Annotated in this window: 20 protein-coding genes; 7 read left to right on the plus strand and 13 right to left on the minus strand. The window is 73.2% G+C overall.

Annotated features, from left to right (window positions below):
* Positions 1-353 precede the first annotated feature (353 nt).
* From EF903_RS01465 to EF903_RS01495, 7 genes are all read left to right on the plus strand, one after another.
* Positions 354-1073 (plus strand): 4'-phosphopantetheinyl transferase, encoded by a 720-nt coding sequence (locus EF903_RS01465; RefSeq protein WP_125540772.1) that lies wholly within the window; start codon positions 354-356, stop codon positions 1071-1073.
* 264 nt (positions 1074-1337) lie between these two features.
* Positions 1338-2087, plus strand: coding sequence for a HipA family kinase (locus EF903_RS01470; protein WP_260614696.1), 750 nt, complete (start codon positions 1338-1340; stop codon positions 2085-2087).
* Positions 2084-2479, plus strand: coding sequence for a DUF3037 domain-containing protein (locus EF903_RS01475; protein ID WP_125540774.1), 396 nt, complete (start codon positions 2084-2086; stop codon positions 2477-2479). Before EF903_RS01470 ends, EF903_RS01475 begins: the two co-directional genes overlap by 4 nt.
* Before the next feature lie 215 nt (positions 2480-2694).
* The gene (locus tag EF903_RS01480; protein ID WP_260614697.1) at positions 2695-3426 is read left to right on the plus strand and encodes a TetR/AcrR family transcriptional regulator; all 732 of its coding nucleotides are present in this window, start codon (positions 2695-2697) and stop codon (positions 3424-3426) included.
* On the plus strand, positions 3423-5102 hold the full coding sequence (facT, locus tag EF903_RS01485; RefSeq protein WP_114508863.1) for a factumycin efflux MFS transporter FacT: 1680 nt from the start codon (positions 3423-3425) through the stop codon (positions 5100-5102). The genes EF903_RS01480 and facT overlap by 4 nt, the downstream gene beginning before the upstream one ends.
* Before the next feature lie 55 nt (positions 5103-5157).
* Positions 5158-5493 carry a DUF6204 family protein gene (locus EF903_RS01490; protein WP_114059175.1) on the plus strand — a complete coding sequence of 112 codons (336 nt, stop codon included), beginning with the start codon at positions 5158-5160 and terminating at the stop codon, positions 5491-5493.
* A gap of 75 nt (positions 5494-5568) precedes the next feature.
* On the plus strand, positions 5569-6123 hold the full coding sequence (locus tag EF903_RS01495; protein WP_125540776.1) for a DUF2087 domain-containing protein: 555 nt from the start codon (positions 5569-5571) through the stop codon (positions 6121-6123).
* 124 nt (positions 6124-6247) lie between these two features.
* Here EF903_RS01495 and EF903_RS01500 read toward each other — a convergent pair whose 3' ends face one another.
* The 13 genes from EF903_RS01500 to EF903_RS01560 form a co-directional block, all read right to left on the minus strand.
* Positions 6248-7597: an acyltransferase domain-containing protein gene (locus EF903_RS01500; RefSeq protein ID WP_125540777.1), complete on the minus strand. Its 1350-nt coding sequence runs from the start codon at positions 7595-7597 to the stop codon at positions 6248-6250.
* 34 nt (positions 7598-7631) lie between these two features.
* Positions 7632-8591, minus strand: coding sequence for a class I SAM-dependent methyltransferase (locus EF903_RS01505; protein WP_125540778.1), 960 nt, complete (start codon positions 8589-8591; stop codon positions 7632-7634).
* A 27-nt stretch (positions 8592-8618) separates the two neighbouring features.
* On the minus strand, positions 8619-9035 hold the full coding sequence (panD, locus tag EF903_RS01510; RefSeq protein ID WP_125540788.1) for an aspartate 1-decarboxylase: 417 nt from the start codon (positions 9033-9035) through the stop codon (positions 8619-8621).
* Positions 9036-9049: 14 nt separating this feature from the next.
* Positions 9050-10255 (minus strand): cytochrome P450, encoded by a 1206-nt coding sequence (locus tag EF903_RS01515; protein WP_125540779.1) that lies wholly within the window; start codon positions 10253-10255, stop codon positions 9050-9052.
* Positions 10255-11508 (minus strand): cytochrome P450, encoded by a 1254-nt coding sequence (locus EF903_RS01520; RefSeq protein WP_125540780.1) that lies wholly within the window; start codon positions 11506-11508, stop codon positions 10255-10257. The genes EF903_RS01515 and EF903_RS01520 overlap by 1 nt, the downstream gene beginning before the upstream one ends.
* Before the next feature lie 75 nt (positions 11509-11583).
* Positions 11584-14904, minus strand: coding sequence for an ACP S-malonyltransferase (fabD, locus tag EF903_RS01525; protein ID WP_125540781.1), 3321 nt, complete (start codon positions 14902-14904; stop codon positions 11584-11586).
* Positions 14904-15905: a methyltransferase gene (locus tag EF903_RS01530; protein WP_125540782.1), complete on the minus strand. Its 1002-nt coding sequence runs from the start codon at positions 15903-15905 to the stop codon at positions 14904-14906. The genes fabD and EF903_RS01530 overlap by 1 nt, the downstream gene beginning before the upstream one ends.
* A 22-nt stretch (positions 15906-15927) precedes the next feature.
* A complete protein-coding gene (locus EF903_RS01535; protein WP_185902490.1) occupies positions 15928-19023 on the minus strand; it encodes a non-ribosomal peptide synthetase in 3096 nt (1031 codons plus the stop codon).
* A complete protein-coding gene (locus tag EF903_RS01540) occupies positions 19020-19811 on the minus strand; it encodes a hypothetical protein (protein ID WP_125540784.1) in 792 nt (263 codons plus the stop codon). Before EF903_RS01540 ends, EF903_RS01535 begins: the two co-directional genes overlap by 4 nt.
* A gap of 536 nt (positions 19812-20347) precedes the next feature.
* Entirely contained in the window at positions 20348-20521 is a 174-nt protein-coding gene (locus tag EF903_RS01545; RefSeq protein WP_125540785.1) for a CsbD family protein, read from the minus strand.
* Positions 20522-20624: 103 nt separating this feature from the next.
* Complete coding sequence (locus EF903_RS01550; RefSeq protein WP_125540786.1) at positions 20625-23252, minus strand: RICIN domain-containing protein; 2628 nt, start codon at positions 23250-23252, stop codon at positions 20625-20627.
* A gap of 42 nt (positions 23253-23294) precedes the next feature.
* Entirely contained in the window at positions 23295-25658 is a 2364-nt protein-coding gene (locus EF903_RS01555; RefSeq protein WP_125540787.1) for a non-reducing end alpha-L-arabinofuranosidase family hydrolase, read from the minus strand.
* A 467-nt stretch (positions 25659-26125) separates the two neighbouring features.
* Positions 26126-26673: AbfB domain-containing protein (locus tag EF903_RS01560; RefSeq protein WP_185902491.1), on the minus strand; the 548-nt coding region annotated here is incomplete at its 5' end.

Genomic DNA, 26673 nt, shown 5'->3' on the forward strand with positions numbered 1-26673 from the left:
ACAGCGCCGAATCATCCACATCCCCCGATGTATTCGCTGAAAAACCGGCCGGCGGACCCGTTTCACGGACCGGTCGGCCCGTGAAACCTGCACGCCGAGGCCTGTATAGCACAGGGCCGGTTAAAGTGGTTGAGCACTGAAACTACCCTCGGATCGACCCCCTCTCCACGACCGGAAGCGGAGGTCCGACGAGAATGCATCGTGGTTGATCATGACGAGTCGCGCAAGTGGAGGAAGCACCAGTGCCGCGAATTGCAGAGCCGATTCCCGATGTCCGAGGCGGGTCGGGAAAACCCGGCCCGACCTGGCCGGACGGTCCGGCCCGCGGCGGCCTCACGGGGCCGGGGCCCGGGGTGCACCCCGGGGATGGGGGGCCCGGCCTCCTCGTCGGCGCGCTGCCGGACGTCGTCACGGTGGAGCTGTTCGCCGACCCTCCGAACATCCACCTGTACCCGGAGGAAGCGGACAGGGTGAAGCGCGCGGTCGACAGGCGCCGGCGGGAATTCGCCACCGTCCGGCTGTGCGCCCGCACCGCCCTGGCCCGGCTCGGGGTGCCGCCCGGGCCGATCCTGCCCGGGCCGGACGGGGAACCGGCCTGGCCCGAGGGCGTCGTGGGCAGCATGACCCACTGCCCCGGATACCGGGCCGCGGCGGTGGCCGGAACCTCGGCGGTCGCGGCGGTCGGGATCGACGCCGAGCCGAACTCCGCGCTGCCCGCGGGGATCGAGCGGATGGTGGCCTCCCCCGGCGAACGGCGCACGCTGGACCGGCTGACCCTGTCCCATCCCGCCGTGGCCTGGGACCGGCTGCTGTTCAGCGCCAAGGAGAGCACGTACAAGGCCTGCTTCCCCCTGCTGGGCCGGATGATGGACTTCGGCGACTGCACGGTCACCCCCGATCCGGAACGGGGCACCTTCACCAGTTCCCTGCACGTGCCCGGCCCGGTGGTCGGCGGCCGCCGGGTGGACACCTTCACCGGCCGCTGGCGGACCGTCGCCCGGGAGGGCGTGGAGTACGTGGCGACCGGGATCGCCGTGCCGGCCGCCCCCGCGCCGCCTCCCCGGCGGCGGTGACCGGCGACCGGCGACCGGCGGCGCACCCGGCGACCGCAAGGCATGTTCCGGCCACGAGAGGCGCCCGGCCGGAATACAGGGGCGCTTGCGGTTTCCCCGGCGGCTCCGCAGGAATTCAGCCAAATACCGTGCCGCTTCCCGTACGGTCCGCCCCTGACGGGGAACCACCGCGCCAATGGCCGGAACTCGATCACACCCTTGGAGGCCCCTTCCTGCGCCAGTAGGGTGATCTCCATGTTGCAAGAGGTAAAAGGAACGCAATTTTTGACCGCCCTCCGCGAGGGCGGCTCACTTCCCGGTATCGTCGAGGCCGACAACGACGGCACTTATGTCGTCAAGTTCCGGGGCGCGGGCCAGGGGAGCGCGGCCCTCGTCGCCGAGATCGTGGTCGGCGAACTCGGCCGCCACCTCGGCATCCGGGTTCCCGAGCTGGTCCTCCTCCACGTGGACGCCGAACTGGCCCGCCGCGAGCCGGACCAGGAGGTGCAGCAGCTCCTCCAGGCCAGCACGGGGCCCAACCTGGCCATGGACTTCCTGCCCGGTTCGGTCGGCTACGACGGCATCGCCTGGCGGGCGCCGGCCGAGGAGGCCGCCCGCATCTACTGGCTGGACGCCCTCACGGCGAACGTGGACCGCACCTGGTCCAACCCCAACCTGCTGATCTGGCACCGCCGGCTGTGGGCGATCGACCACGGCGCGGCGCTGATCTTCCAGCACTCGTGGCCGGCGGTGGACGGCTGGGCCACCCGGGACTACGGGCTGGGCTCGCACGTGCTGTCCGAGCGGGTGTCCACGCTCAAGCCCTCGACCCTCGAAAGCCTCGACGCCGAGCTGGCCGCCCTCGTGACTCCGCAGGCGCTGGAGCGGATCCTCGCCCTCGTGCCCGACGACTTCCTGGACTCCATGCACTCGACGAACGGCGCCGACCCGCAAACCCTGCGTGCGCGCTACTGCGAATACCTGCTGGCCCGCCTCGCCGGCGGACGCGACTGGTGGCCGGAGTCGGCGGCATGAGCGACCACCTCTCCCCCTCCCTCGGCTTCGACTACGCGCTGCTCCAGGCAGTCCCGCGCGTGGACCGCGGCGAGCGCGTCAACGTGGGCGCACTGCTCTACTGCAAGCAGGCCGACTTCCTCGCGGCCGGGATCCACATCGACCCCGCACGCCTGCGCGCCCTGGACCCCGCCGTCGACCTGACGGGCGTCACCGACGCCCTGGAGGCGATCCGCGCCATCTGCGCGGGCGAGTCGAAGGCCGGCCAGGCCGGCGCCGGCACGCTGCGCTCCCGGTTCGGCTGGCTCACCGCCCCCCGCAGCGCCGTCGTCCAGGTCGGACCGGTGCACGGAGGGCTCACGGCCGACCCGGAGGCCGAACTGGACCGGCTGATGAACCGCCTGGTGCGCTGAGCCGCACCCCTCCCCCGCCATCTCCGAGGCCGCGAGACGGACTTCGGAGGCCGGGCGTACGCGACCACGAACTCGGCCACGGGCTGCCACCCCGCCTTCGGGCGGCGGTGACAGCCCTTTCGCATGCCCTCTCGCATGCCCTCTCGCATGCGCGTGCCCGGGGGCGCGGGGACGGGAGCCGCCCGCCGCGAATGCATTTCGGATACAGAACCGTATTGGGATACAGTCCTGTATTCGGGAAGCGCATCAAGGAGGCGGTCACCATCACGAAGCGACTCACCCGGCAGCAGAGCCGGCAGGTCACCCGCGAGCAGATCCTCCGGTCGGCGGCCGCCCTCTTCGCGGGCCAGGGCGTCAGCGGAACCTCGGTGGAGCAGATCGTCGAGTCCGCCGGATACACCCGCGGCGCCTTCTACGGCAACTTCGAGGGCAAGCACGAGCTCGTCCTCGCCCTGCTGGAGCAGCGGACCCAGCACGAGCTCGAAGAGATCCAGGCGATGAGCCGCGAGGCGGCCACCTTCGAGGAGATGCTGGACCACCTGCGCTCCTGGCACCGACGGCGCGACGAGAACCTCGCCAGCTGGCTCGCGCTGCGCACCGAACTCTGGCTCTACGGACTGCGCGACCCGGAGCTGCTGCCCCTGTTGGCGGACCGCGAGCGCCGCTCGCGGGACGCGATCGCCCAGTCGCTGGAGCAGGGCTTCGCCGCACGCGGGGTGACCACCCCGGCGCCCGTGGAGCTCCTGGCACTGATCGTCCACGCGCTGGACGACGGACTGTCCATCCAGCGCGTGCTCTTCCCCTCCGACAGCGGCACGGACTCCGTCGTGGACGTGGTGGAGCTCCTCATGAAGTCCTGGACCGCACTCGCCCGCAGCACCGCACCCGCACCCGCGGCCGAACCCGCCGCCGAACCCCCGACCGAGAAGCTGGAGAAGAACCCATGAACAAGGCAGGGCAGGCAGAAAAGCCGGCGGCAGCCGGCCCACCTGCCACTCCCGAGACGCCCGAGCCCGACCCGAAGCGGTGGCTCGCGCTGACAGTCCTGCTGGTCGCCACCTTCATGGACCTGCTCGACGCGAACATCATCACCGTGGCCATCCCGAGCATCCAACGCGACCTCGGCGCCTCGACCTTCGCCATCCAGGCGATGACGGCCGGCTACACCCTGAGCTTCGCGGTCCTGCTGATCACCGGCGGCCGGCTCGGCGACATCTTCGGCCGCAAGCGCATGTTCCTCGTCGGCGTCGGCGGCTTCGTCCTCGCGTCCGCGATGTGCGCCGCCGCGCCGAGCACCGACTTACTCGTCGTCGCCCGCGCGCTCCAGGGCCTCACCGCCGCCGTCATGGTGCCCCAGGTGCTCGCGCTCATCCACGTCTCCTTCGCGCCCCAGGAGATCGGCCGCGTCGTCAGCCTGTACGCGAGCATGGTCGGTCTGGCCATCGTCTCCGGGCCCCTCATCGGCGGTGCGCTGATCAGCTGGAACCCGCTGGACCTCGGCTGGCGCAGCATCTTCGTGGTGAACCTGCCGGTCGGCGTGCTCGCCCTGGTCGGCGCCGCGAAGTGGATGCGGGAGTCGAGCTCCCCCCATGCGAAGCGCCTGGACATCGCCGGCATGCTGCTGATCGTGCTCGGCCTGCTGCTGCTCATGGTGCCGCTGACCCTCGGCCGCGAGCTCGACTGGCCGGTGTGGAGCATCGTCTCGCTCGTCGCCGCCGCCCCCGTCCTCGTGCTGTTCGTCGTCTACGAGCGCCACAAGACCGCCAAGGACGGCTCGCCCCTGGTGACGCTGTCCCTGTTCAAGGTCCGCGCGTTCGGCGCCGGCATCGGCGTCCAGCTCCTCTTCAGCGCCATCCCCGCGGGCTTCTTCCTCAGCTGGACCCTCTACCTCCAGGCCGGCCTCGGCTGGTCGGCCCTGCACACGGGCCTGACCGCCATCCCGTTCTCCCTGTGCGTCCCGATCGTCGGCGGTCTCGCCGTCCGCAGGCTCTCGCCGCTCTACGGCCGCTACTGCCTGCTCGCCGGTGCCGTCCTGATGCTCGCGGGCATCCTCTCCTACGCCTGGGCGGCCGACCGCTTCGGCACGGACATCACCTCCTGGCACGCGATCCCGTCCATGCTCCTGATCGGCTCCGGCATGGGCATGCTGATGCCCCCGCTGACGGCGCTGGTGCTCAGGGAGGTCCAGCCGCAGGAGGCCGGCGCCGCCTCCGGCATCATCAACGCCACCGGCCAGCTCGGTGCCGCGCTCGGCGTGGCGGTCATCGGCAGCCTCTTCTTCGCGGCCCTCGCCGGCAACGCCGGGCCGCAGGCCGAACGCGTCGCCCCCACCGTGCAGTCGGTCTCACCCCGGCAGGCCTCCGACCTCCGGGACTGCGCGACCGAGGCGCTGGGCCAGGACGACCTGGCCAAGGTCCCGGACATCTGCTCCACCCTGGTGCAGGGCGCCGACGACGGCACCCGGGATACGATCAATGGCGCGCTCGGCGAGATCCGCGCGAAGACGTTCGTGTCCACCTACAGCGAGACGCTGTACTGGGCGGCCGGTGGCCTCGTCCCGGTCACCGCCCTCGTCCTGCTCCTGCCGCACCACCGCGTCCGGCGGGAGGAACCGGCCCAGTGAGCGCCTCCTGCGACGCCCACCCCCATCAGCGAACCACAACGGGAGACCGTCCATCATGAGCAGAAGCACGACCTACCAGGTCCTCACCCGGGGCAAGTTCGCTCCCCTCGACGAGGAGCAGCGCGCGGCACTGCTCGCCCAGGTCGACGACCACGGCGTGCTCAGCGCCCGGTTCACCGAGGAGGGCACGGTCAACTACGAGCGCGGGCTGCACGGGTTCACCTTCCGCGTGCTGATCCCCGCGACCGACGAGGACACCGAGCAGCTCGTCCTGTCCAAGGCCGAGGAGCTCGCGGTGGCGGCCGTCGCCAAGCTCGGCGCCGGGTGCGTCGAACTGAAGTCGGTCTCCACCGACCTCGCCAGCATCAAGATCAAGCGGAAGGGGCGCTGACCCCGAGGTCCCGGCCGGCACGGCGCCCCGGCGGCGCCGTGCCGGCCCGCACCGGCAGGGAGGCGGAACACTGCGATGACACCTGACGAATTCACCCTCGCGATGGCCGACCCGACGCTGCGCCGCGTCTTCTCCGCGGTCGCGCTCGGCTCGGCCACCTCGTCCGAGATCCTCACCGCCGCCGGGCTCGACACCCCGGTGGCGGCCAAGGCCATCGGCCGACTGACCCGGACCGGGCTGCTCGTGCCCGAGGGCCGCGGCCGGCTCGTCGTCAACGAAGGAGCCCTGGAGGACGCCGGGCAGGCCGCCGCCCGCCGCAGGGAGGAGGAGGCCGCGGCCGCGCAGCCCGACGCCCGGCTGCGCGGCTTCGTACGGGACCGGGTCCTGGTGGCCCTGCCCGAGGAGGCCGACCACGCGGCGCGGCGCACCGTGCTGCGGCACGTTGCCGAGGCCACCTTCGCGCCCGGGGAGGAGTACGACGAGCGCACGGTGACGGACCGTCTGGAGCCGTGGTGCGGGAGCGGTGTCCTCGACACCGTGTCCCTGCGCCGGGCCCTCGTCGACGTGGGGGTGCTGCGCCGGGAGGCGGGCCGGTACGGCCTCACCGCCGCCGGGGCCGGAGCCGCCTGACGCCGGGCGGCCCTCCCCGGCCGGGAGGCCGCCGGTCGGGCAGGCGCCGGCCTTCACGCCCCCGGTCGGGGCGGGGAGGCCGGCACCGGGCTGGCCGCACCGGCCTCCCGCCGTTCCCCGGCCGCTATGCGGAGACCGCCCGGCCCGCCGCCACCGGTACCGGCCGGGGCCGGCGCGCCGCCTCCAGTACGGCGGCCTGGTACGGGGTGAGGGCGTCGGCCCGCTCCTCGCGGGACAGCGCGGCCCAGTCCGGCTCCCGCCCGCAGGCGTACAGGGTCCCGAGCGAGGTGAGCATGGAGCGGACCTCGGCCCGCCGCCTGCCGGAGGGCAGCAGCCATCCCTGCCGCTCCCCGTCTTCGAGGGTCTGGCGCATCGGGCTCAGCAGCACCGGATGGGCACTGACCTCCAGGAACACCTCGTGTCCCGCGGCGCTCAGGTGCTCGACCGCTGCCGCGAACCGCACGGGTTCCCGCAGGTTGCGCATCCAGTACGCGGCCCCGAGCCCGGCGTCCGGCACCGGCTCGGCCGTCACGGTCGAGTACATCGGCAGGCGCGTGGGTGCCGGGGCGACCGTGCGCAGGGCCTCGTGCAGGTCCTCGCGCAGCTCCTCGACGTAGTGGCTGTGCGAGGCGACCGTCCCCTTGATCACCCGGCAGTAGACGTCCTTGGCCTCCAGCTCGCCGACGAGCGCCGCCAGGGAGTCCGAGTCGCCCGCCAGGACGGTGGAGCGGGGGCTGTTCTCCCCCGCCACGCTGATCCCGCCGCCGCTCGCCTCCGCCACCGCCTGCGCCTCGGCCGGCGAGAGTTCCGTCGTGGCCAGCGCCCCCTTGCCGGAGATGCGGCGCAGCAGCGCGCTGCGCCGGCAGGCGACCTTCAGGGCGTCGCGCAGGGTCAGGCCGCCGGCCGTGTGGGCGGCGGCGATCTCCCCCATGCTGTGCCCGACGACGGCGTCGGGGGTGACCCCCCAGCTGCGCCAGAGCGCGGTCAGGGCGATCTGCAGGGAGACCATCGTCGGCTGGAGGACGTCCAGTTCGTCCAGCCTGGCCTTCCCGGTCGGCAGCCTCAGCTGCTCGACGGCGGAGAAGCCCGCGAACTCGCCGACCAGCCGGTCGCAGCGGAGCAGCGCCTCCCGGAAGACGGGCTCCCGTGCGAGGAGTTCGCGGCCCATCCCGTACCACTGGGCGCCCTGCCCGGCGAAGACGAACACCAGTTTGGGCCGCCGGGCGGTGACGTCGGCGGGGATGCGCCCCACCTCTCCGGCGCAGGCCGCCTCCAGTTGCGTGCGGAGCTCGTCGTACGAGTCGACGGCGAAGGCGAGCCGGTGGACTCCGGTCGTGCCCGCCGCCGCCTCGTGGCAGTACCGGGCGAGCGGGGGCAGTGCGCGTCCCGCTCGGATCCTGTCGAGGTGGGCGCCCAGCAGGTCCCGGAGCAGCTCCTCGGTGTCGGCGGCGACGGCGAACAGCCGTGGGCTCATGCGTCCCCCTTTCGGTTTCGGCCCCGGTGGTGCGTCATCGGCGGACGGCGATCCGGTGGCGGTAGCTCTCCATCGGCAGGCCGCTCATCCACGGCACGATGCCCAGCTTGCCGAGCGCCTTGATGGCGGGCGGCGGCCGGTAGCCCGCGAACATGCCGCCGAACATGAGGATCTGGCTGTGCGCGGCGATCTGGCGCACCAGCGGGTTCATGCGCTGCTTGCCGAGGGTGGTCCGGAAGTGGCTGCCGGGTGCCATCCGGCGGCGGACGGCCGCGCGGACCCGGTCCGAGATGTCGTGGTCGGCCGTCCACTCCAGGCCATCGGTCGCCTCCGCGGTGCGCTGCATGGTCTGCGTGCGCTGCCGGGTGTAGACGTCGATGTGGCTGAGGAAGCCGCCGGGCCGGAGTACGCGCGCGGCTTCGGCGAGGAACGCGCCGAGGTCGGGGTAGGTGTGCGAGCTCTCGATGTTGACGAGCACGTCGACGGAGGCGTCCTCGAAGGGGAGCTCCTCCGCGTCGCCGTGCACGAAGGTGAGGTCGTCGCCGCGGGACAGGGTGGCGGTGGCCCGGGCGACGGCCTTCGGCGACAGGTCGAGGCCGGTCATGCGGGCGCCGGGGGCGATGCGGGAGAGGAAGTTGAGGCCCTCCCCCATGCCGCAGCCGACCTCCAGGACGTGGCGGCCGGCGTAGTCGTCGAGGGCGATGGGGAGTTCCCGCAGGGCGAGGAAGTACAGCTGCTCGCTGAAGCCGTCCGTCCAGGGCTCTCCGAAGCCGGGCACGCGGGCGCGGATCTCCTCGGCCAGGGCGGGGTCGTGCATGCCCCAGTTCCACAGGGCTCCGTGACCGGAGAGCGTCGCGGCCATGTCGTAGATGGTGGCGCTGGCGGACTTCATGCCGGCGGCGTTCGCGCCGCGGCGGGCGGTGCCGGACTCGTCGAGGTTGATGTCGGCGAGACCGCTCGTGAAGGCGGTCATGACGTCAGGGGTGGCACTCATGTGGGTCTCCGATGAGCAGGTGGGTGGTCAGGCGCTGACGGTGTCGCCGCGCACCAGGCCGTGTCCGTCGGGTACGTCGGCGGGGTCGGTGCCGGTGCTGACGGGCCGGTTGTCGGCGTCGACGAACACCACGCTCGGGCGGTACGAGCGGGCGTGCTCCTCGCTCATGGAGGCGTAGGAGATGATGATGACGAGGTCGCCGGGGTGGACGAGGTGGGCCGCGGCGCCGTTGATGCCGATGACCCCGCTGCCGGCCTCGCCCTCGATCACGTAGGTGCTGAGGCGGGCGCCGTTGTCGACGTCGACGATGTCGACCTTCTCGCCGGGCAGCAGGTCCGCGGCGGCCATCAGGGTGGCGTCGATGGTGACGGAGCCGACGTAGTGCAGGTCCGCCTGGGTCACCGTCGCGCGGTGGATCTTGGACTTGAACATCTCTCGGTACAGCATGTGCTCTCCGTTCACCAGGTCACCGGTAGCTCGTGGACGCCGTAGATCACCATGTCGGGGCGGGTGCGGACCTCGGCGGCGGGGACGCCGAGGCGCAGCCCCGGGAAGCGCCCGAACAGGGCCTCGAAAGCGACCCTCAGTTCCAGCCGGGCGAGCTGCTGGCCCGCGCACTGGTGGATGCCGTGCCCGAAGGCGAGGTGCGGCACGGGCTCGCGGGTGACGTCCAGCTCGTCGGGCCGGTCGCAGAGCGCCGGGTCGCGGTTGGCTGCCGCGAAGGAGAGCGAGACCGCGTCCCCGGCAGCCATCCGGTGCCCGTCGAACTCCAGGTCCTCGGCGGCGGCGCGGATGCCGCCCGCGTGGACGACCGTGAGGTAGCGCAGGAGTTCCTCGACCGCCCGCTCGGCCAGGGAGGTGTCGGCGGCCAGCGCGGCCGACTGCTCGGGGTGCTCCAGCAGCGCGAAGGTGCCCAGGGCGATCATGTTGGCGCTGGTGTCGTAGCCGGCGGTCAGCAGCACGGCGCCGACGGTGACGATCTCCTCGTCGGAGAGCCGGCCCTCGGCCACGAGGGTGCCGACGAGGTCGGCCGCCGGCTCGGTGCGTTTGGCCTGGACCAGCCGGTGCAGCAGGCCGGTGACGGCGTGCCATCCGGCGATGGCCTCCTGGGCGCTGGAGTGCACCGCGAAGAGTGCCGTGATGGCCCGGGCGAATTCCGGGCGCTGCGACAGGGGCACGCCCAGCAGTTCGCAGATGACCGATGCGGCCATGGGCTCGGCGAACCCCGTCACGAGGTCGACGGGGCCCTCGCCGCGGCCGGCGGCCATGGCGTCCAGGTGGGCGTCGGCGAGCTCCCTCAGCCGGGGTTCCAGGGTGCGGGTGCGGCGCGCCGAGAACCAGCCGGCCACCGCCCGCCGGTAGCGGGTGTGCTCCGGCGGGTCCATGGCCGTGAACATGCCCGGGGCCGGCTCCGTCCGGTCCGAGGCCATGGGCAGGGGGATCGGCGAGCGCAGCGCGTCCGCCCGGGAGCTCATCCTGGGGTCGGCCAGGAGTCCGCGGACCTGGGGGTAGCCGGTGACCAGCCAGCCCACGTGCCCGTCCGGGAACTCCATGCGGGCGACCGGGTGGTCCGCGCGGAGCGCCCCCAGTTCGGGCGCGGGATCGAAGGGGCACCGGCCCCGGGCCATCGGCAGACCCGGGACAGCGGGGACGTCGTCGGGCATCACACCTCCGGTGACAGGCGGACGGGGAGACGTTGCATCGACATCAGGTAGGGCGGATCGATCTCGTGCGGGTCGACGGCCAGCGCCAGGTCGGGGAACCGCCCGAACAAGGCGGTCAGGGCGACCTCGCCCTCGATCAGGGCGAGGCTCGCGCCCAGGCAGTAGTGCGCGCCGCGGCCGAAGCCCAGGTGCGGGTTGTGCTCGCGGGTGACGTCGAGGCGGCCGGGATCCTCGAAGACCTCCGGGTCCCGGTTGGCGGCGGCCAGGACCACCTGGATGGCCTCTCCGGGCTGTACCTTCACCCCGCCGATGTCGACGGGCTCGGTGGCGAAGCGGCGGAAGGTGTGCTTCACCGGCGCGGTGTGGCGCACGAGCTCGGCGACGGCGCGGCTGCCGAGCGAGGGGTCGTTCTTCAGCAGTTCCAGCTGGTCGGGGTGGCGGAGCAGGGTGAAGACCCCGAGGGCGACGAGGTTGCGGACGGTCTCGTGGCCGGCCTGTACGAGGACCATCGCGAGGGCCGTCAGCTCGTCGTCGCTCAGCCGGTCGCTGTCCTCCTCGTGGACCTGCACCAGTTCGGAGATCAGGTCGTCGCGCGGCTCGGCCCGGCGGGCGGCGATCAGTTCCCGGGTCACCCGGGCCATGCCGCGCACGGCGGGGGCGAACTGCTCGGGGTTGGGGCGCAGGGCCTGGGCGAGGGTTTCGCTCCACTCCCGCCACTGCTCGCGGTACTCCTCGTCCACGCCGAGGAGTTCGCAGATGACGATGATGGCCAGCGGGTGCGCGTAGTCGGCGATCAGGTCGGGCTCGGCCTTGTCGGCGAGGCCGTCGAGCAGGCGCTGCGCCACCCGTTCGACGGCGGGGGTCAGGGCCAGCATCCGCCGCGCGGACAGGGCGCGGGTGACGAGGCGGCGGACCCTCATGTGGTCCGCGCCGTCCATGGTCAGCAGCGTGGAGTCGAACATGTCGACGATGTCCTCGGGGATGCCCCGGCTGAGCATGCTCCGGCGGTGGGAGTCGCCCGGCGGACGGCTGCGCAGGGTCGGCTCGCCGAGCACCGTCCTGACGTCGTGGTGTCCGGTGACCACCCAGACGTCGCTGCCGTCGGCGAACTTCCCGCGGCAGACGGGGCGGGGGCCGCCGAGCCAGCGCTTGCCCGCCTCCGGGTCGGTGATGAACTTCGGGTCGGACAGGTCGAACTCGCTCGCCAGGTCGCCGGTTGCGGTGCCGGGTTCCTTGGCCGGGGTCTCGGTCATGCGGTGTGCCTCGCTCTTGCTGGGGGTGTCGATCACGGGGGTGGCTCGGGGCGCGGGCCCCGCCGTCCCGGGGGGTCAGGTGCTGCGGCCGCGGAGCCCGCCTCCTGCGATCTCCGCGGCCTCGTCCATCAGGCGCTCGGCGAGCTCGTCGGCGTGCCGGGCCGGCCAGGCGCGCAGCGGGGTCGGCGCCAGCCAGCGGTTGCAGGCTCCGAGGGCCGGTCCGCAGGGGATCTGGTAGTCGGCCTCGCGGCCGGGTGTGCCCTCGATCGCCCAGGTGGCCGCCTGGGCGCAGTACCAGCGGAAGACGAGCGCCATGCGCCGCTTGGGGTCGAGGGCGGAGTCGGCGTCGCCGCCGGCGCGGGCGAGGACCTCCTCGAAGGAGGCGCCCAGGTAGTCGCGCTCCACCTTGGCGCGGACGGAGGCGGGTACCGACTCCCACGCGTCGTGGTTGCGCCACAGGTCGTGGAGCTTTCCCGCGCGGGCGTGGAACAGCACGCCCTTGCGCAGCACCCGGGCGCGGCCGCCGAGTTCGAAGAGGTCTCCGTAGGGCGCGAAGGCGGTGTCGTGGACGTCCGCCTCCTGCAGGAGGTCCTTCGCCGCCGCGCTGGTCCCGCTCTCGGCGGTGCACGCGTTGACGGATCCGGTGAGGACGAAGTCGGCGCCCAGGACGAACGCGGCCGCCGCCGACTCGGGGGCTCCGATCCCGCCTCCGGCGCCGATGCGCACGGCGTCGGCCGTGCCGCCGAGCTCCGCGCGCAGTCCGCGCAGCGCGGGCAGCAGCGCCCACAGGGTCGCCATGTCGGAGTGGTCCCCGGCGTCCCCCACCGCGCAGACGTCGTCGGCCAGCGCGACGCGCGCCCCGGCCTCGGCCTCCTCCGCGGTGAGCAGGCCCTCCGCCGCCAGCCGGCGCACGAGCGGGGCGGGCGGCGGTTCCAGGAACAGGCGGGCGGCGTCGGGGCGGGTCACCTTCGCCAGGATCTTGCGGGGCACGTGCACGGTGCCGTCCGCGCGCATCCGGGCGCCGGTCAGCCGGTGCCGGACGAGGGCGGGAGTGGCCTCGACGTGGGTGGAGGCCTCCACGAACCGCACGTCGTCCCGGATCAGGACGTCGACCAGCTCGGACTCGGCCCGGGGGTCGAACGGGTCGTGCGTGACGTTGACGCCGAACGGCGCCCCGGCGGGGACGCGTGCGCGGATCTCGGCGACCGCCGCGGCCACGTCCCGGGGCGGGAGCCCCGAGGCGCCGAAGTACGACAGCAGTCCGGCCCGGGCCATCCGGGCGACCAGGCCGACGGAGCTGATTCCCCGGCGCATCCCGCCGGCGGCGTAGGCGAGGCGGACGCCGTAGTCCCGGCGGAAGTCCTCCGACCCGAGGGTCCCGGCGGTGGCCGCGGCGGGGCGTACGGACGCGGCCGGCGCGGCGGGCGGGGAGGCTGCCGGCCCGGTGCGGACGGGCGGGGTGCGGACCGGTTCGGCAAGCGCCGGCCCCGGCGTCCGCGGGGAGGCCGCCGGCGGCGTCGCCTCCTCGCGGATGCGGGCGACGAGCTTCGTCAGCACCTGCCCCGGACCGAGCTCGCGCACCGTGAAGTCGCCCTGGCCCATGAGGAACCGGATGCTGTCGGTCCAGCGCACGGGCGAGGCGATCTGCCGCCGCAGGGTGGCGGCCACCTCTCCCGCCTCGTAGGGCCGCGCGTCCACGTTGGCGATGACCGGGATCTTCGGTGCGGCGAAGGGGGTGGCGTCCAGCAGCCGACCGAACTCCTCGGCGGCGCCGGCCATGTAGCGGCTGTGGAAGGGCGCGCTGACGTTCAGCGGCGCGCACCGCGCGCCGGCCGCCTTCAGCGCGGGCAGGGCCCGGCCGACGGACTCCGCGGGGCCGGCGATCACGGTCTGGGTGGGCGCGTTGTGGTTCGCGATGTCGATGTCGCCGAGGCCCTCCTCGCGCAGCACCCGTTCCACGAGTGCGGCGTCGACGTACGAGACTGCGGCCATCGTGCCGCCCGTGACCTGCCCCATGAGCCGGCCGCGCTCGGCGACCAGGCGCAGGCCCGTCTCGAAGTCGTAGACCCCGGCGGCGAACAGGGCGGAGAACTCGCCCAGGCTGTGGCCGAGGACGTAGTCCGGCAGCCGCCCGCCCTCGCCCACGGCCGCCAGCCAGGTCAGGGAGTTGACCGCGTACAGCGCGGGCTGGGTGTAGCGGGTGTCGCGCAGGTTGCGGCCCGGATCCTCCAGGCACAGCTCCCGGAGGGAGTATCCGAGGACGGCGTCGGCGCGGGCGACGAGGTCGGGGAAGCGGTCGAACACCTCCCGGCCCATGCCCTTGGCCTGGGCGCCCTGCCCGGGGAAGACGTGTACGTGGAGGGTCGGGGCGGCGGCGGTCCGGTGCGCGGGGGGTGCTGCGGGCGCGCTCACGGGGTTCACCTCGATTCGTGCGGGGACGGCGGCGAGGCCGGGGCGTGCGTCGAGGACGGCCCGGTACAGCACCTCGTCGCGGGCGTAGGGGGACATCAGCGGCAGCACGCGGGAGCCGCTGCCCTCCGGCAGGGCCGCCCGCACCAGGTTCGCCATGGACCCGGAGGGCCCGAGGTCGAGGAAGAGCAGGTCGTCCCGTTCGAGCAGGGGTCCCAGCGCCCGGGTCAGGTCGAAGGGCTCGCGCAGCACCCGCCACAGGTGCGCGGGGTCGGGCATCCGCACGGGGGCGCCGGTGGTGCCGGAGATCAGCGGGACCGCGGCGGGCTTCATGGCGAGGTCGCCGACGAGGTCCTTGAACACGCCCTCCACGGGGTCGATCAGGGGTGAGTGGAAGGGGAACAGGACGGGCAGCCGCTGGCAGAGCGTGCCGGTGGTGTGGAGATGCCGTTCGATCCGGTCGAGGACCTCGGCGGTGCCGGCCAGGACGAAGTTCTCCGGGGAGTTCACGGCGGCGACGTGGGCCCCCGCGAGGGCCGGGTCGCGGTCGGCGAGCTGCCGGTCGGCCAGGACGGCGAGCATGCCGCCCCGCGGGCACTCGGCCTCGAAGACGTCCACCTGCCGCAGCAGGGAGCGCAGGCACGCCTCGGGGTCGACGGCGCCGGCGACGGCCGCCGCGGCGACTTCCCCGAGGCTGGCGCCGAGCACCGCGCCGGGTGCGAACCCGTGGGCCTGCAGCATGCGCGCCAGCGCGTACTCGACCATGAAGATGGCCGGCTGGGTGACGGAGAACCGCGTCATCGGGTGCTCGGGGCCGCGGCCGGGGCCGTGGATCGCCTCCACCACCGAGTCGCCGCGGACCTCGCGGACGGTCGCGTCCAGGGAGTCGAGGGTGTCCCGGAACACGGCGTCGGCCCCGTAGAGCCACTTTCCCATGCCGTGGTACTGGGAGCCCTGCCCCGCGAACAGGAAGACCGGCGTGAGCATCAGGAGGCGCCCAGGGCGGCTTCGAACACCTTGTGCTGCGTGGGCAGCTGCCCGACCGACCGCACGGTGAACCCGGCCTCCTCCAGGGCGCGCCGCATGGCGGGCTCGTCGAGGCCGATGGTGCCCTCGTCGCACGCCACGGCCTGGAACATGGCGCGCCACCCGTCGATGTCGTTCTCCACCAGGGGTTCCACGACGAGCAGCCGGGCGCCGGCGGGGCTGTCCGCCATGGCGGCGGCGACGGTGCGCAGGATCCGGACGCAGTTGTCGTACGTCCAGTCGTGCAGCACGTTCTTCAGCAGGTAGCGGTCGGCTCCGGCGGGCAGCTCGACGAAGAAGTCGCTCGGGGTGAAGTCGATGCGGTCGAGCACGTCCTCCTTCGCGACCCGCTCCAGGGCCGTGCGGCCCCTGGCGCACACGCTGGCCCGGTCGGCGACGGTGCCGCGCAGGTCCGGGTGGGCGGCCAGCAGGCCGGGAAGCAGGCCTCCGCTGCCGCCGCCCACGTCGACGACCGTCTTGACGGCGCTGAAGTCGTGGTGGCCGAGCAGGCACTGGGCCACCGGCGTCGCCAGGTCGACCATGCCCTTGTCGAACAGGTCCGCCGTCTCGGGGTGGGTCTCCAGGTAGCCGTAGAGGGATTCCCCGAACACCTCCCGGAAGCCGGACTTGCCCGTCTTCACGGTGTGCATCAGGCCGGCGAAGGCGTCGTCGTACAGCTCGGCGGCGAGGATGGCGAAGTGGCGCTGGGTGAAGGGGTGGTCGGCGCGCAGCGGCGCGTACGCCTCGGTCAGCCGGAACTTCTCCCCGTCGCGCTCCAGGACTCCCGGCACGGTGAGCATCTGGAGGAGGCGGTGGAGGACGTCGGGGTGGGTCCCGGTGCGCTCGGCGAGCTCGGCCGAGGTCATCGATCCGCCGTCGAGGATGTCGGCTATCTCCAGGCGGGCGGCGACCGCGAGGGCACGGGCGAACCAGCCGCTGACGGCCAGCTTGAGGATTTCCATGCGAGCGTCTCTTTCGGTTCCGTCAGACGAGCCGGCGCAGCCGGTCGGCCAGGGCGGCGGGGGTGGGGGTCTCGAACACGTCGGTCAGCGCGAGCCGGACACCGGTGATGTCCTTGATCCGCTGGGCGAGGGCGACGGCCAGCAGCGAGTGCCCGCCGTTGGCGAAGAAGTGCGCGCCGGCGTCGAGGTCGCTGCGGCCGAGCAGTTCGGCGAAGAGGCCGACGACGGTGGCCGTCAGGTCGTCGTCCTGCGCACCTGCGGCGGGGTCCGCGCCGGGGCCGGCGACGGCCGGGCCGCAGTGCCGGGCCGCCTGTTCGGCGAGGGCCAGGTGGTCGACCTTGTCGCTGCCGGTGCGGGGGAAGGCGTCCACGGCGATGAACCGGTGCGGTACGACGGAGCGCGGGAGCTGCCCGTGGGCGTGGTCCCACAGTTCGTCCACGGCCTCGGGGCGGCCCGGGACCCGGACGAAGGCGGCCAGGTAGCCGTCCGCCCCGGGGTCGCCGACGACCACGACCGCCGCCGCCTCCACGTCGGGGTGGGTGAGCAGGACCGCCTCGATCTCGGCGGGTTCGATCCGGTTGCCGCGCAGCTTGACCTGCCGGTCCATCCGGCCGAACAGGTCGATCCTGCCGTCGGGCCGCCAGCGGGCCACGTCCCCCGAGCGGTGGAAGCGCCCGTACTCGGCGTTCTCGCCGAAGCGCTCCGCGGTCAGGTCCGGCCTCCCGTGGTAGCCGGAGGCGACGCCGACGCCCGCGACGCACAGCTCTCCGCGCAGGCCCACCGGGAGGGGCCTGCCGTGCGGGTCGGCGATGAAGATGCGGGTGTTGGCGACGGGCGTGCCCACGTCGACCCTTGCGCCGTGGCCGGCCCGCACCCGTCCGGCGGTCGCCCAGATGGTGCTCTCGGTGGGGCCGTAGACGTTCCAGAGGTCGGCGCCGGCGTCGAGCAGCCGGGTGGCCAGTTCGGCGGGCAGGGGTTCGCCGCCGGTGAGCAGGACGCGTCCGGCCATCGCGTCCGCGGCCTCGCGGGCGACGATCCGCCACGTCGTGGGGGTCGCCTGGAGCAGGCCGATGTCGTGGGCCGTGACGGCGGCGGCCAGCAGGGTGCCGTCCGTGCGCGCCTCGTCCGGGAGGACCACCGTGTGGCCGCCGTGGAGCAGCGGCATCATCAGTTCGAGCGAGGAGGTGTCGAAGCTGTACGTGCTGAGCCAGCCGGTGGGGCGCGGGGAGCCGGCCACACCGAATCGGTCGGCGTAGTCGACGATGTGGTTGACGAGGCTGCCGTGCCGGATCGGGATGCCCTTGGGCCTGCCGGTCGAGCCGGAGGTGTGGATCACGTAGGCGAGGGCGTCGGGGTCGGCCTTCACCGCGGCCTCGTCCACCGGTACCCGGGGCACCTGCTCCCAGTCGGCGGCGGTGACGGCGGTGCGGCCCTCGGGGGCGGTGGTGCCGGCGCCGACGATGACGACGCGGGCCTGCGTGTCGTCGAGCTGGTAGGCCAGGCGCTCGGCGGGGTGCTGCGGGTCGAGGGGAAGGTAGGCGGCGCCCGCCAGCCAGGTGCCGAACACCGAGGCGGCCAGGGCGGCGCCGCGCGGCAGGAGGAGCGCGACGACGTCACCGGGGCGTACGCCGGCCTCGGCCAGCCGGGCGGCCGTGTCGGCGGCGGCCGACCACAGGGCGCCGTACGTGGCCGTGCGGTCGCCCTCCCGTACGGCCACGGCCTCGGGGGCGGCGGCGGCGCGGCGGGCGAAGCCGGTGAGCACCGAGGGCAGTCCGATCGCGCGGGCCGTGGCGTTCGACGCGTCGATGATCTCGTGGTCGCGGGCGGACCAGGACTCCAGGGAGGCGATCGGGGTGTCCGCGCCGGTGCCCAGGGCGACCAGCAGGGCGTCGTAGCGCCGGACCATCAGTTCGACGTCCGACCGGTCCAGGACGCCGGTGTAGAACACGGCGCGGACGGTGGCGGCGTCCTGGTTGGCGGAGACGAAGAACTCCAGGTCGAACTGGCTGAAGCCGTTTTCGACGACGAGGAGTTCGGCTTCGGCTCCGGCGAGGGTGAAGGTGCGCTGGTCCTCGGCGAAGGGGACGTAGTTGAAGACGTGCTTGAACAGCGCGTTGCGCCAGCCGGAGCCGTCGCGTTCGACCATGTCCAGCACGTCGTCGACCGGTACGTCCTTGTGCGCCATCGCCTCCATGAACGTGCGCCGGGTCAGGGCCGTGAGGTCCCGGAAGGTGGCGTCGCGGTCCATGAGCAGGCGCAGGACCACGAGGTTGCTGTGGTAGCCGACCGCGTCCACCGCCTCGCGGGGGCGGGTGTTGACGGGGGATCCGATCGTGAGGTCGGGCCCGGCGCCGTGCGCGGCGAGGAGGACCGCGTAGGCCGTGAGGAGGACGACGGACTCCGGCGCCCGCAGCTCGCGCTGGAGGCGGCGTACCACCGCGTGCGCCTCGGCCGACAGGACGTGGGTGACCTCGTCGCCCCGGAGGGTGGTGACGGGCTGGTCGCGCTGCTCGCACAGGAGCTCCAGGCCGGAGGAGCGGAAGCCGGCCATGCGGTCCTGCCAGTAGCCGCGGCTCTCGGGGGAGGGGGCGGGCTCGCGCAGGGCGGGTACCGCGGCGGGCGCGGGGCGCCGGCCGTCGAGCGCCGCCTCGTAGAAGGTGACGAACTCCGCGCGCAGGATGGCCGTCGACTGCACGTCCGACACAGCATGGTGCACGGCCAGGCACAGCACGTCGTGGTCCGGCCCGTGCAGCAGCAGGGCGCGCAGCAGGGGGCTGCCGTCCGGGGTGAAGGGGCGGGCCACGAAGGCCGTCAGGAGGGCCCGTTCGTCCTCCGCGCCGCCGTGGTGCTCCGCCTCCTCCAGGCCGACGGCGAGGGACGGCACGACGGACCTGGTCAGTTCGGCGCCCTGGCGGTGGTAGACCGTGCGCAGCACCTCGAAGCGCTCCGTCAGGAGGCCGAGGGCCTGCGCGGTGGCGGCTTCGTCGAGGCGACCGCGCACGCGCAGGGCGAGGGACAGGTTGTTGGCGCCGCTGCCCGGGACCAGCTCGTCGAGGAGCCAGAGGGTGGTCTCCTTGCGGCTCGCCGGCATGCGGGCGGACGCGGCCTCGGCACTCACGCGTGCTCCCCGGGGCGGCGTGCCAGGACCTTGCCGACCGCTTCGGCGATGGCGGGGGTGCGCAGGAGGTCCCGGTGCTCGGCCTCGAAGCGCCATTCGTCGGCGACCTCGACGGGGGCGATGCCGGGTGTGGTGCGCATCCGGTTCAGCCCGCTGGTCGCACTGGCGGAGGTGACGACCGTGGCCCCGCTCCAGCCGGGGCGCGGGTCGAGGTGGGCGGCGGTGCCGAGGTAGGACATGAACGAGCCGACGAGCTGTACGAGTTCGCCGGCGTAGTCCTCGTCGAGTCCGGCCCGCCGCAGCGCCGCGGTGCCGATGGGGCGGAAGGTCGCGTACAGGCCGGCGGCGAAGGAGGCCGGGGTGGTGTCGGGCCGGGCGGCGAGGCGCTCGGCGGCGGCGGACAGCTCGGCCGTCTCCTCGGGGGCCAGAACGGTGGTCATGTTGCCGATGACCCGGCCGAACTGGAGGTGGACGGTGGGCACGTCGACGAGCTCGGGGTCGAACAGCACCACGCGCGGGGTGGTCTGCTGCCGTGCGCCGATCTTCTCGGCGAGCACGCCGGCGAAGACGGAGCCCGCGCAGTAGCCGAGCACGGCGCGGACGGTGCGGCCGGATGCGGCCACCTCGGAGAGCCATGGCTCCAGGTAGCTGTCGTCCAGGGCGTCGGTCTCGGGGTCGCGGACCGGGGCGACCGTCTGCCACAGGTCGCAGTCGAGCTTCAGACCGGGCGCAAGATCGGCGAATCCGCCCTCGTTCCGGCCCGTCACCGGGAAATCGGCTGCGAGCACGATATCGCTGTCGGCGTCGACTCCCGCATCCGAAACGACATTCCACACGGTGGGGTTGGGCATATCGATCCCCCGAAAGTAAAAGTTTCGTCGATTGCTTTTTCTCGACCATCTCCGGCCAGGCCAGGGCAGAGCTTAGGGTCGTCAATCGGCACTGTCCACAGGCAGTTGATCATGCTCGCCGACTCCGCACCCGGGAGCACTTCCAGGCCGCAGAATATTCACCGCATACGTTTCGGACAGGTGGGGAGCGGTTTCCGCCACGCCTGTCGCGGCCCGCCCCCATTTCCGGGAAATTTCACAGGGCACGCACCCGCTCGGCCGTACGGGGCGCCATCCGGAGACCCCTCGGGGCCCGCGGGCGGAACTTCCTGGATGTCCCGGTTCGCCGCGTGACGGCCGCCACAACCGGGGCTCCGCCGACGCCGCGCCGCGCCTCGCGTCGCGTCGCGTCGCATCACGTCGCGTCGCCTCGCGGGGACGCGACTGGGCCCCGACCCAGGGGGAGGGGGTCGGGGCCCAGGTGCGGCTGCCGGTCAGCGGCGGAAGGTGTCCTTGACGTCCTCCTTGGCGTGGCGGGCGTTGCCCTTGGCCTGGTCGGCCTGGCCCTCGGCGGTCATCCGCTCGTTGCCGACGGCCCGGCCGACGGCCTCCTTGACCTTGCCCTTGGCCTGCTCGGCGTGCGCCTTGCTCTTCTCCGTGCCCGACATCGGGGACCTCCTCGTTGCTGTACCGGATTGGTCGTGACCGCTCTCCTGCTCCCGATCGGCGGCCGTAAACCCCACCGGGTTCCGCGGCCCCGTCGGGTGCCGTTCAGGAGGGGTCGCCGTACTGGAGGCCGCGGCCGTTGGTGCCGACGTACACGCGGCCGAAGACGTCGGGGTCGCCGGTGACGACGCCGGTGCCGCCGATGCCGCCCCACTGGTGGGCGTCGTCGTTGACGCGGAGCCAGGTGGCGCCCCTGTCGGTGGAGCGGAAGACGCCGGTGGTGTCCTTGACGGTGCCGATCAGGTACAGGGCCTGGTAGGAGGCGCCCGGTGCGGCCTTGCCGAAGCCCAGGGCGGAGGCCGACTTCACCGGGGCGATCCGGGTGAAGGTGCGGCCGCCGTCGGTGGAGTGCAGGAGGCCGTGGCCGCCGCCGGCGATCCACAGGTCCCCCGCGGCTCCGGGGACCGCCTTGAGCCGGCCGCCGGCGGGCAGGCCGGAGGCCCGGGCGGTGAACGTCGCGCCGCCGTCGGTGCTGGCGTACAACGTGCCGCCGGCCAGGGAGTAGAACGTCCGGGCCGCGGAGCGGTCGGCGACGACGGCGGCGTCGGCGCCCAGGCCGCCCGCCTTCGACCAGCTCGCCCCCCTGTCGGTCGAGCGGTACGGGGCCTGGCCGGTCTGCGTCCAGACGATGGCCGAGCCGTCGGCGGAGATCGCGACCCGGCCGGTGTCGGCGCCGGCCACCGGTTCGGACGCGAAGCCGGTCCAGGTGCGGCCGCCGTCGGCGGAGTAGGCGCCGTCCTGCGCGCCGCCCCGGCCGACGCGGACCATCACCGAGGGGTTGGACTGCGCGAAGTCGATCGATGTGCTGTTGGTCATCATCGGGTTCTTCAGCCGCCCGGCGGGCACCTCCGTCAGGGAGTCGTGGCGGAATCCGCCCAGGTCGCCCATGGCCGTGACGACGTGGGCGCCGCCGGGCGGGGCGATCGCGTCCAGCAGGGCGGTCTCCTCCAGCCCGCGGGCCCCGACGCTCCAGTGGCTGGTGCCGCCGCTGTCGGTGGCATGGGCGTCCTTGCTGCGCAGGATGCCGCTGCCGGTGCCGTACAGCACGTGCCCGGAGTCGAAGGGGTCGATGGCCAGGGCGGTCATCCAGTGCCCGGTGCCGGTGCCCACGTACGGCGCGGCGGAGGCGTCCCGCACCGACTTGTCGGCCAGGGCCTTCCAGGAGGCGCCGCCGTCGGTGGTCCGGTAGATCTCGTCCTCCGGCCACCAGCGGCCGAGGGTGGTGACCATCACCGTGGAGGGCTTGCGCGGGTCCACGGCCAGACCGGAGAACCCGTAGGTGCCCTGGGACGGGGAGACGTTCCTCCACGTGCCCGCCGACGGCGTGTGCTTCCACACCGAGCCCCCCGTCACGCCGTTGGGGCCGAGGGCGTTGGTGTACGTCAGGTACAGCGAGCCGTCGCCGGAGACCACGCCGTGCTGCGGCATCTGCCCGGTGGGCTGCCCGGGCACGGCCTGCCAGGTGCCGCCGCCGTCGGTGGAGCGGTAGAGGGAGGTGGTCCTGTCGGCGACGCCGACGTAGACGGTCTTGCTCCCGGCAGGACCGTACGTCACGAAGGAGATGCCGGCGCCGCTGCCCGCCCCGTCCTTGACGGGGAACGAGGAGACCCGGCTCCACGTCGCGCCGTGGTCGGTACTGCGCCACAGGCCGTTCTTGCGCGTGCCCAGCAGCAGGGTGCCGTTGTCCGCGGGGTCGACCGCCAGCCGTTCGCCCGCCCCGCGGCCGTCCTCGTTGCCGCCCAGCTTGAAGGGCAGGTCGGTGCGCTGGAAGGTGCGGCCGCGGTCCTTGGAGCGCAGGATCGCCCCGTTGCCCGCCCAGTCGTTGGTGTAGGTGCCGGCGGCGAGGTAGAGCCGGCCGGGATCGACGGGGTCGGTGGCCAGCGCGTCGATGCCCAGCAGGTTCCAGTCCTTCTCGCCGACCCAGTCGGTGAGCGGGATCCACTGCTCGGCCCCGGTGTCCCAGCGGTAGGCGCCGCCCATGTCGGTGCGCGCGTACAGCAGGCCCTTCTCCCGGGGGTTGAACACCAGTCCGGTGACGTAGCCGCCGCCCACCACCTGGGCGTTCCGCCAGGTGTACGGTCCGGATCCGGGCGCCTTGTCCCCGGCCGTCCTGACCAGTTTCCACTGCTGGTTGGTGCCGCCGTGGCGGCGGTACTGGATGACTGCCGCGCCGTCGGCCGTGGAGCCGCCGGAGACGTCGAGGGCCTGGCCGCTCCTGCGGGAGGTGAGGACGACGGCGTCGGAGCCGCTCACGGCGTCGATCCGCCATTCCTGCGAGGGGGAGGGGCCGTCGGTCTGCTGCTCGGCGGCGGCCGCCTGGGCGGTCGAGTCGCCGGCCACGCCCAGCACCTTGCCGCTGTTGCGGTTCACCAGCTCGTAGTGGCCGTCCCCGGTGGGCCGCAGCTTCCACTGCTGGTTGGCGGTGTTCTGGTCCGTCCACTGCTGGATGCGGGTGCCGTCGGCGGTGGAGAAGGCGTTGACGTCCAGCGCCTTGCCGCTGCGTACGGAGACCAGCCGGTAGTAGGCGTTGCCGTCGACCGTCGCGGCCTGCGAGTCGTCCTGCACGTACAGGAGGTACGGCACGAGGACGGCGGGCACGCCGAGCAGCAGTCCGGTGCCGGTCCAGCGGCGGCGGTGGCGTCCGCGGCGCCCGCCGTTCGTGGGGTTCTTCATGGGGGGTTGTTCTCCTTGCGTGGTTCCGTCGATCGGGGCGGGTCAGCGCCGGAGGGTGAGGAGGCCCGGCCGGTACGGCAGCCGGTCGTAGGGGCCGCCGGCCGCGGGCGCCTTGCCCTGGTAGAGGAACCGCAGGTTGCAGGGGTCGACGGTCATGGTCTGGTCGGGGTTGTCGCGGACCAGGTCGCCGTGGCTGATGTCGTCGGTCCAGGTGGCACCGCTGTTCGCCTTGCCCGCGAAGGGGTTCTTCTCGTCGGCGGCCTGCGGGGTCCAGGGGCCGTCCAGGCCGGGCGCCGTGAACGAGCGGAAGTAGCGGGCCTGGTTCGCGCCCCTCGCCTCGACGATCATGAGGTACTGGTTCCGGCCCTGGACCTTGTAGACCTGCGGCGCCTCGAACAGCTTCTCCGGGGTGTCGCTCATGACCGTCGTGTACGAGGTGCCGAAGTTCCCGGGGAAGTTCCCGATCGGCATGCTCGCCCGGTAGATCCTGCCGTTGTCACCGGCGAAGAACAGGTACATGTTCCGGTCGTCGGCGATCAGGGTCTGGTCGATCGGGCCGGTCGGGGACTCGGTGCGGGGGATGCTGCCGGTGAAGAGCGGCTGCGGCGCCGACCAGCCGCCGGGGTCGGCCGGGTCGCTCGACGTGCGGTAGGCGAAGGGCCACGGCCCCCACTGGTACGCCAGCACCCAGATCTTCTTGGGCGCGAAGTAGAACAGCGTGGGCGCAACCGCGGCCTGGCTCATCCCGGTCTGGCGGGCCGACGCCATGTCCGACCAGTTCGTGAAGGGCCCGGACATCATGGAGCCGTACGAGGATCCCGAGAAGTTCGAGCCGTAGACCAGGTGCTTGCCGTTGTGCGTCACGTGGGTGAAGTCCTTCAGCGAGGCCCACCCGTTCGCCGGCTGCGCCAGCGCGCCCGTCGACGTCCACCGGTAGGTCGACGGAAGGGGACAGGTGCCCGTGGGGGCGGGCGCCGCGGCGGCCGGCTTCCCCGAAGGGCCGGTCCACTTCTGGTTGCCGCCGGACCAGCAGGAGTGCAGCTGGATGCCGGTGCGGTTGGCGGTGGCCGCGCCGACCGCGTCCAGGCAGAGCCCGGAGCGGACCCCGGAGATCGTGCCGTCGGCGTTGACGTTCCACTGCTGGCCGTCGCCGCCGTCGCAGTCTTCGATGACCACCGCGGTGCCGTTGACCGTGCCGTTGCCCCTGGCGGCCAGGCACTTGTCGCCGTAGACCACCAGCTGCTTGCCGGCGGTACGGGTCCAGCGCTGGTTGGCCCGCCCGTGGCAGTCCCACAGCTGCGCCTGGGTTCCGTTGGCCTTGGTGGAGCCCTTGATGTCGATGCAGCGGCCGGAGGCGACGCCCTTGATCGTGCCGGTGCCGGTGCCGGCGGCTGCCTTGAAGGCGTTCACGACGGCGGTGTGGGCGGCCTTGGGGTTGCCGTTTCCGTCGAACAGCAGGGCGCTCTCCCCCTTGCGCCAGGAGTCGCTGTCGCGGATGCCCCAGACGGTGATGCCGGTGCACCGGGCGACGGACAGGCAGGCCTTCACCGTGTCGGCGTAGTGGGTCGGCGACGCCTGGGCGATGTCCAGCTCGGTGATCTGGACGTCGACGCCCAGGGCGGCGAAGTTGGCCAGGGTGGTCCGGAAGCTCGCCGGGGGGCCGCCGGCGCCGAAGTGGCTCTGGAAGCCGACGCAGTCGATCGGCACGCCGCGGGACTTGAAGTCCTTGACCATGGCGTGGACGCCCTGGGTCTTGGCGTCCGACCAGTTCTCGATGTTGTAGTCGTTGTAGCAGAGCTTGGCGGAGGAGTCGGCCGCCCGGGCGGTGCGGAACGCCTCCTCGATGAAGCCGTTGCCCAGCACGTCCTGGAACACCGAGCTGCGGTGCTGGGTGGAGCCGTCGGCGAACGCCTCGTTCACCACGTCCCAGGAGTGGATCCTGCCCTTGTAGCGGGTCATCAGGGTGGTGATGTGGTTGTTCATCACGCCGCGCAGCGTGTTCGCGTCGCGGATGGAGCCGACCCAGGACGGCAGCTGCGCGTGCCAGACCGCGGTGTGGCCGCGCAGGCGCTGGCCGTGCGCCGCGGCACGGTCGACGATCTGGTCGGCGGGACCGAAGGTGAACCTGCCGCGGGACGGCTCGACGGCGTCCCACTTCATCTCGTTCTCCGGGGTGACCATGGTGAACTCGCGGTCCAGGAGGGCGGTGTACTGCGCGTCGCCGAGCCTGCCGGCGGCCACAGCGGTACCGAAGTACCTGCCGGAGGGCGCCGCCTGCGTCCCCAGGGGCGTCGCGGCTCCGGCGGAACCGGGGAGGAGCGTCACGGCACCTCCGACCAGTGCCGCGGCCGCCAGTCCGATCGCGAGTGTCTTGCGGCGCCGGCCGCGCCGGTGCAGGCCCTTCATGCCGCTCCTCGGTGGTCTCGGGCCGTCTCGGGGTGCGTGTGGGCGGGTGCGGCGGCCGGCACGGCCCGGTGGGCCGCGGGGCGGGTGCGGTGAGGGACGGGACGCCGGTCGTGCGTGCGGGGCGCGCGGCGTTCGCGGGTGTTTCGCGTCATGGGGCGCTTTCTTTCCGGGGGTGTTGCCGATGCGTGGTGGGAGGCCTCCCGTGCCGGCTCGCAAGGTGAGCGGCGGGAAGAACACCACGAAGTGGAGGCTTGCGAACGCGCGGCGGCGTAACGGAAAAAGCCGCGCCACCCCGGCGATCGCCCCGTGATGCATCTCGCAGGCGAAAAGTGTTACGCCGAGCCCCGCCGTACGGTCGCCCGTGTGGGAGGGGAGGCGTTCGTGCCGTTCGGCGGTGTGCCGGAGCCGGCTGCGGGCCCGCCGGCCGTCACCGTGCGGCTCCGTCCGCGGTGCTCAGCGAGCGGTTCTCAGGACCCGGCCCCGGCCTTGCGGACCACGAAGGAGGCCTGCCCGGCGAAGGCCGGTGTGCCGTCGGAGCCGTCGAGCCAGATGCCGCCGTCGCGGTGGCGGACGACCGATCCCGGGTAGTTGTGGGAGTGCAGGGTCACCGATCCCGCGACCGTGCCGGGGCGCGGGCAGAAGGTGGCGTCCTTCCGGAAGAGTTCGCTGCCGTCGTCGGTGCTCAGCCGCAGCCGCAGGTAGTGGTGGCGCAGGTAGCGGCCATCCGACGCACGGAAGGTGACGCACCGCGTGTCGGCCAGCCCCCGGACCACCGTGAACGTGACGCGCTGCCGTGCCTGCGCGCCGCCCGGCTCGGGAAGCCGGCCCAGCGCCGCGAAGTCGCCGGCGTACGTCAGATAGAGGTCGGGCCGGTCGACGGACTCCAGCGTGTGCGCGCCCAGCGGAACAGTGCCCGGCGGGAGGGCGGACGGACTCGCCGGCGGGGATCCCGCCGACGCGGGGGTACCCGACGGGACCGGCGTGGGAGTGCCGGCTGTGGGGGCGGTAGTGGGGG

This window comes from Streptomyces sp. WAC05292, assembly GCF_003949955.1.
Taxonomy (GTDB): Bacteria; Actinomycetota; Actinomycetes; order Streptomycetales; family Streptomycetaceae; genus Streptomyces; species Streptomyces globosus.

What these genes read in the sequence shown, in the direction of transcription:
- EF903_RS01555 (WP_125540787.1), bottom strand. Translation starts at nt 25,658, where the DNA reads ATGAAGGGCCTGCACCGGCGCGGCCGGCGCCGCAAGACACTCGCGATC.
- fabD (WP_125540781.1), bottom strand. Translation starts at nt 14,904, where the DNA reads ATGCTCACGCCGGTCTTCCTGTTCGCGGGGCAGGGCTCCCAGTACCAC.
- facT (WP_114508863.1), top strand. Translation starts at nt 3,423, where the DNA reads ATGAACAAGGCAGGGCAGGCAGAAAAGCCGGCGGCAGCCGGCCCACCT.
- EF903_RS01515 (WP_125540779.1), bottom strand. Translation starts at nt 10,255, where the DNA reads ATGCCCGACGACGTCCCCGCTGTCCCGGGTCTGCCGATGGCCCGGGGC.
- EF903_RS01495 (WP_125540776.1), top strand. Translation starts at nt 5,569, where the DNA reads ATGACACCTGACGAATTCACCCTCGCGATGGCCGACCCGACGCTGCGC.
- EF903_RS01490 (WP_114059175.1), top strand. Translation starts at nt 5,158, where the DNA reads ATGAGCAGAAGCACGACCTACCAGGTCCTCACCCGGGGCAAGTTCGCT.
- EF903_RS01500 (WP_125540777.1), bottom strand. Translation starts at nt 7,597, where the DNA reads ATGAGCCCACGGCTGTTCGCCGTCGCCGCCGACACCGAGGAGCTGCTC.
- EF903_RS01545 (WP_125540785.1), bottom strand. Translation starts at nt 20,521, where the DNA reads ATGTCGGGCACGGAGAAGAGCAAGGCGCACGCCGAGCAGGCCAAGGGC.
- EF903_RS01475 (WP_125540774.1), top strand. Translation starts at nt 2,084, where the DNA reads ATGAGCGACCACCTCTCCCCCTCCCTCGGCTTCGACTACGCGCTGCTC.
- EF903_RS01505 (WP_125540778.1), bottom strand. Translation starts at nt 8,591, where the DNA reads ATGAGTGCCACCCCTGACGTCATGACCGCCTTCACGAGCGGTCTCGCC.
- EF903_RS01550 (WP_125540786.1), bottom strand. Translation starts at nt 23,252, where the DNA reads ATGAAGAACCCCACGAACGGCGGGCGCCGCGGACGCCACCGCCGCCGC.
- EF903_RS01520 (WP_125540780.1), bottom strand. Translation starts at nt 11,508, where the DNA reads ATGACCGAGACCCCGGCCAAGGAACCCGGCACCGCAACCGGCGACCTG.
- EF903_RS01530 (WP_125540782.1), bottom strand. Translation starts at nt 15,905, where the DNA reads ATGGAAATCCTCAAGCTGGCCGTCAGCGGCTGGTTCGCCCGTGCCCTC.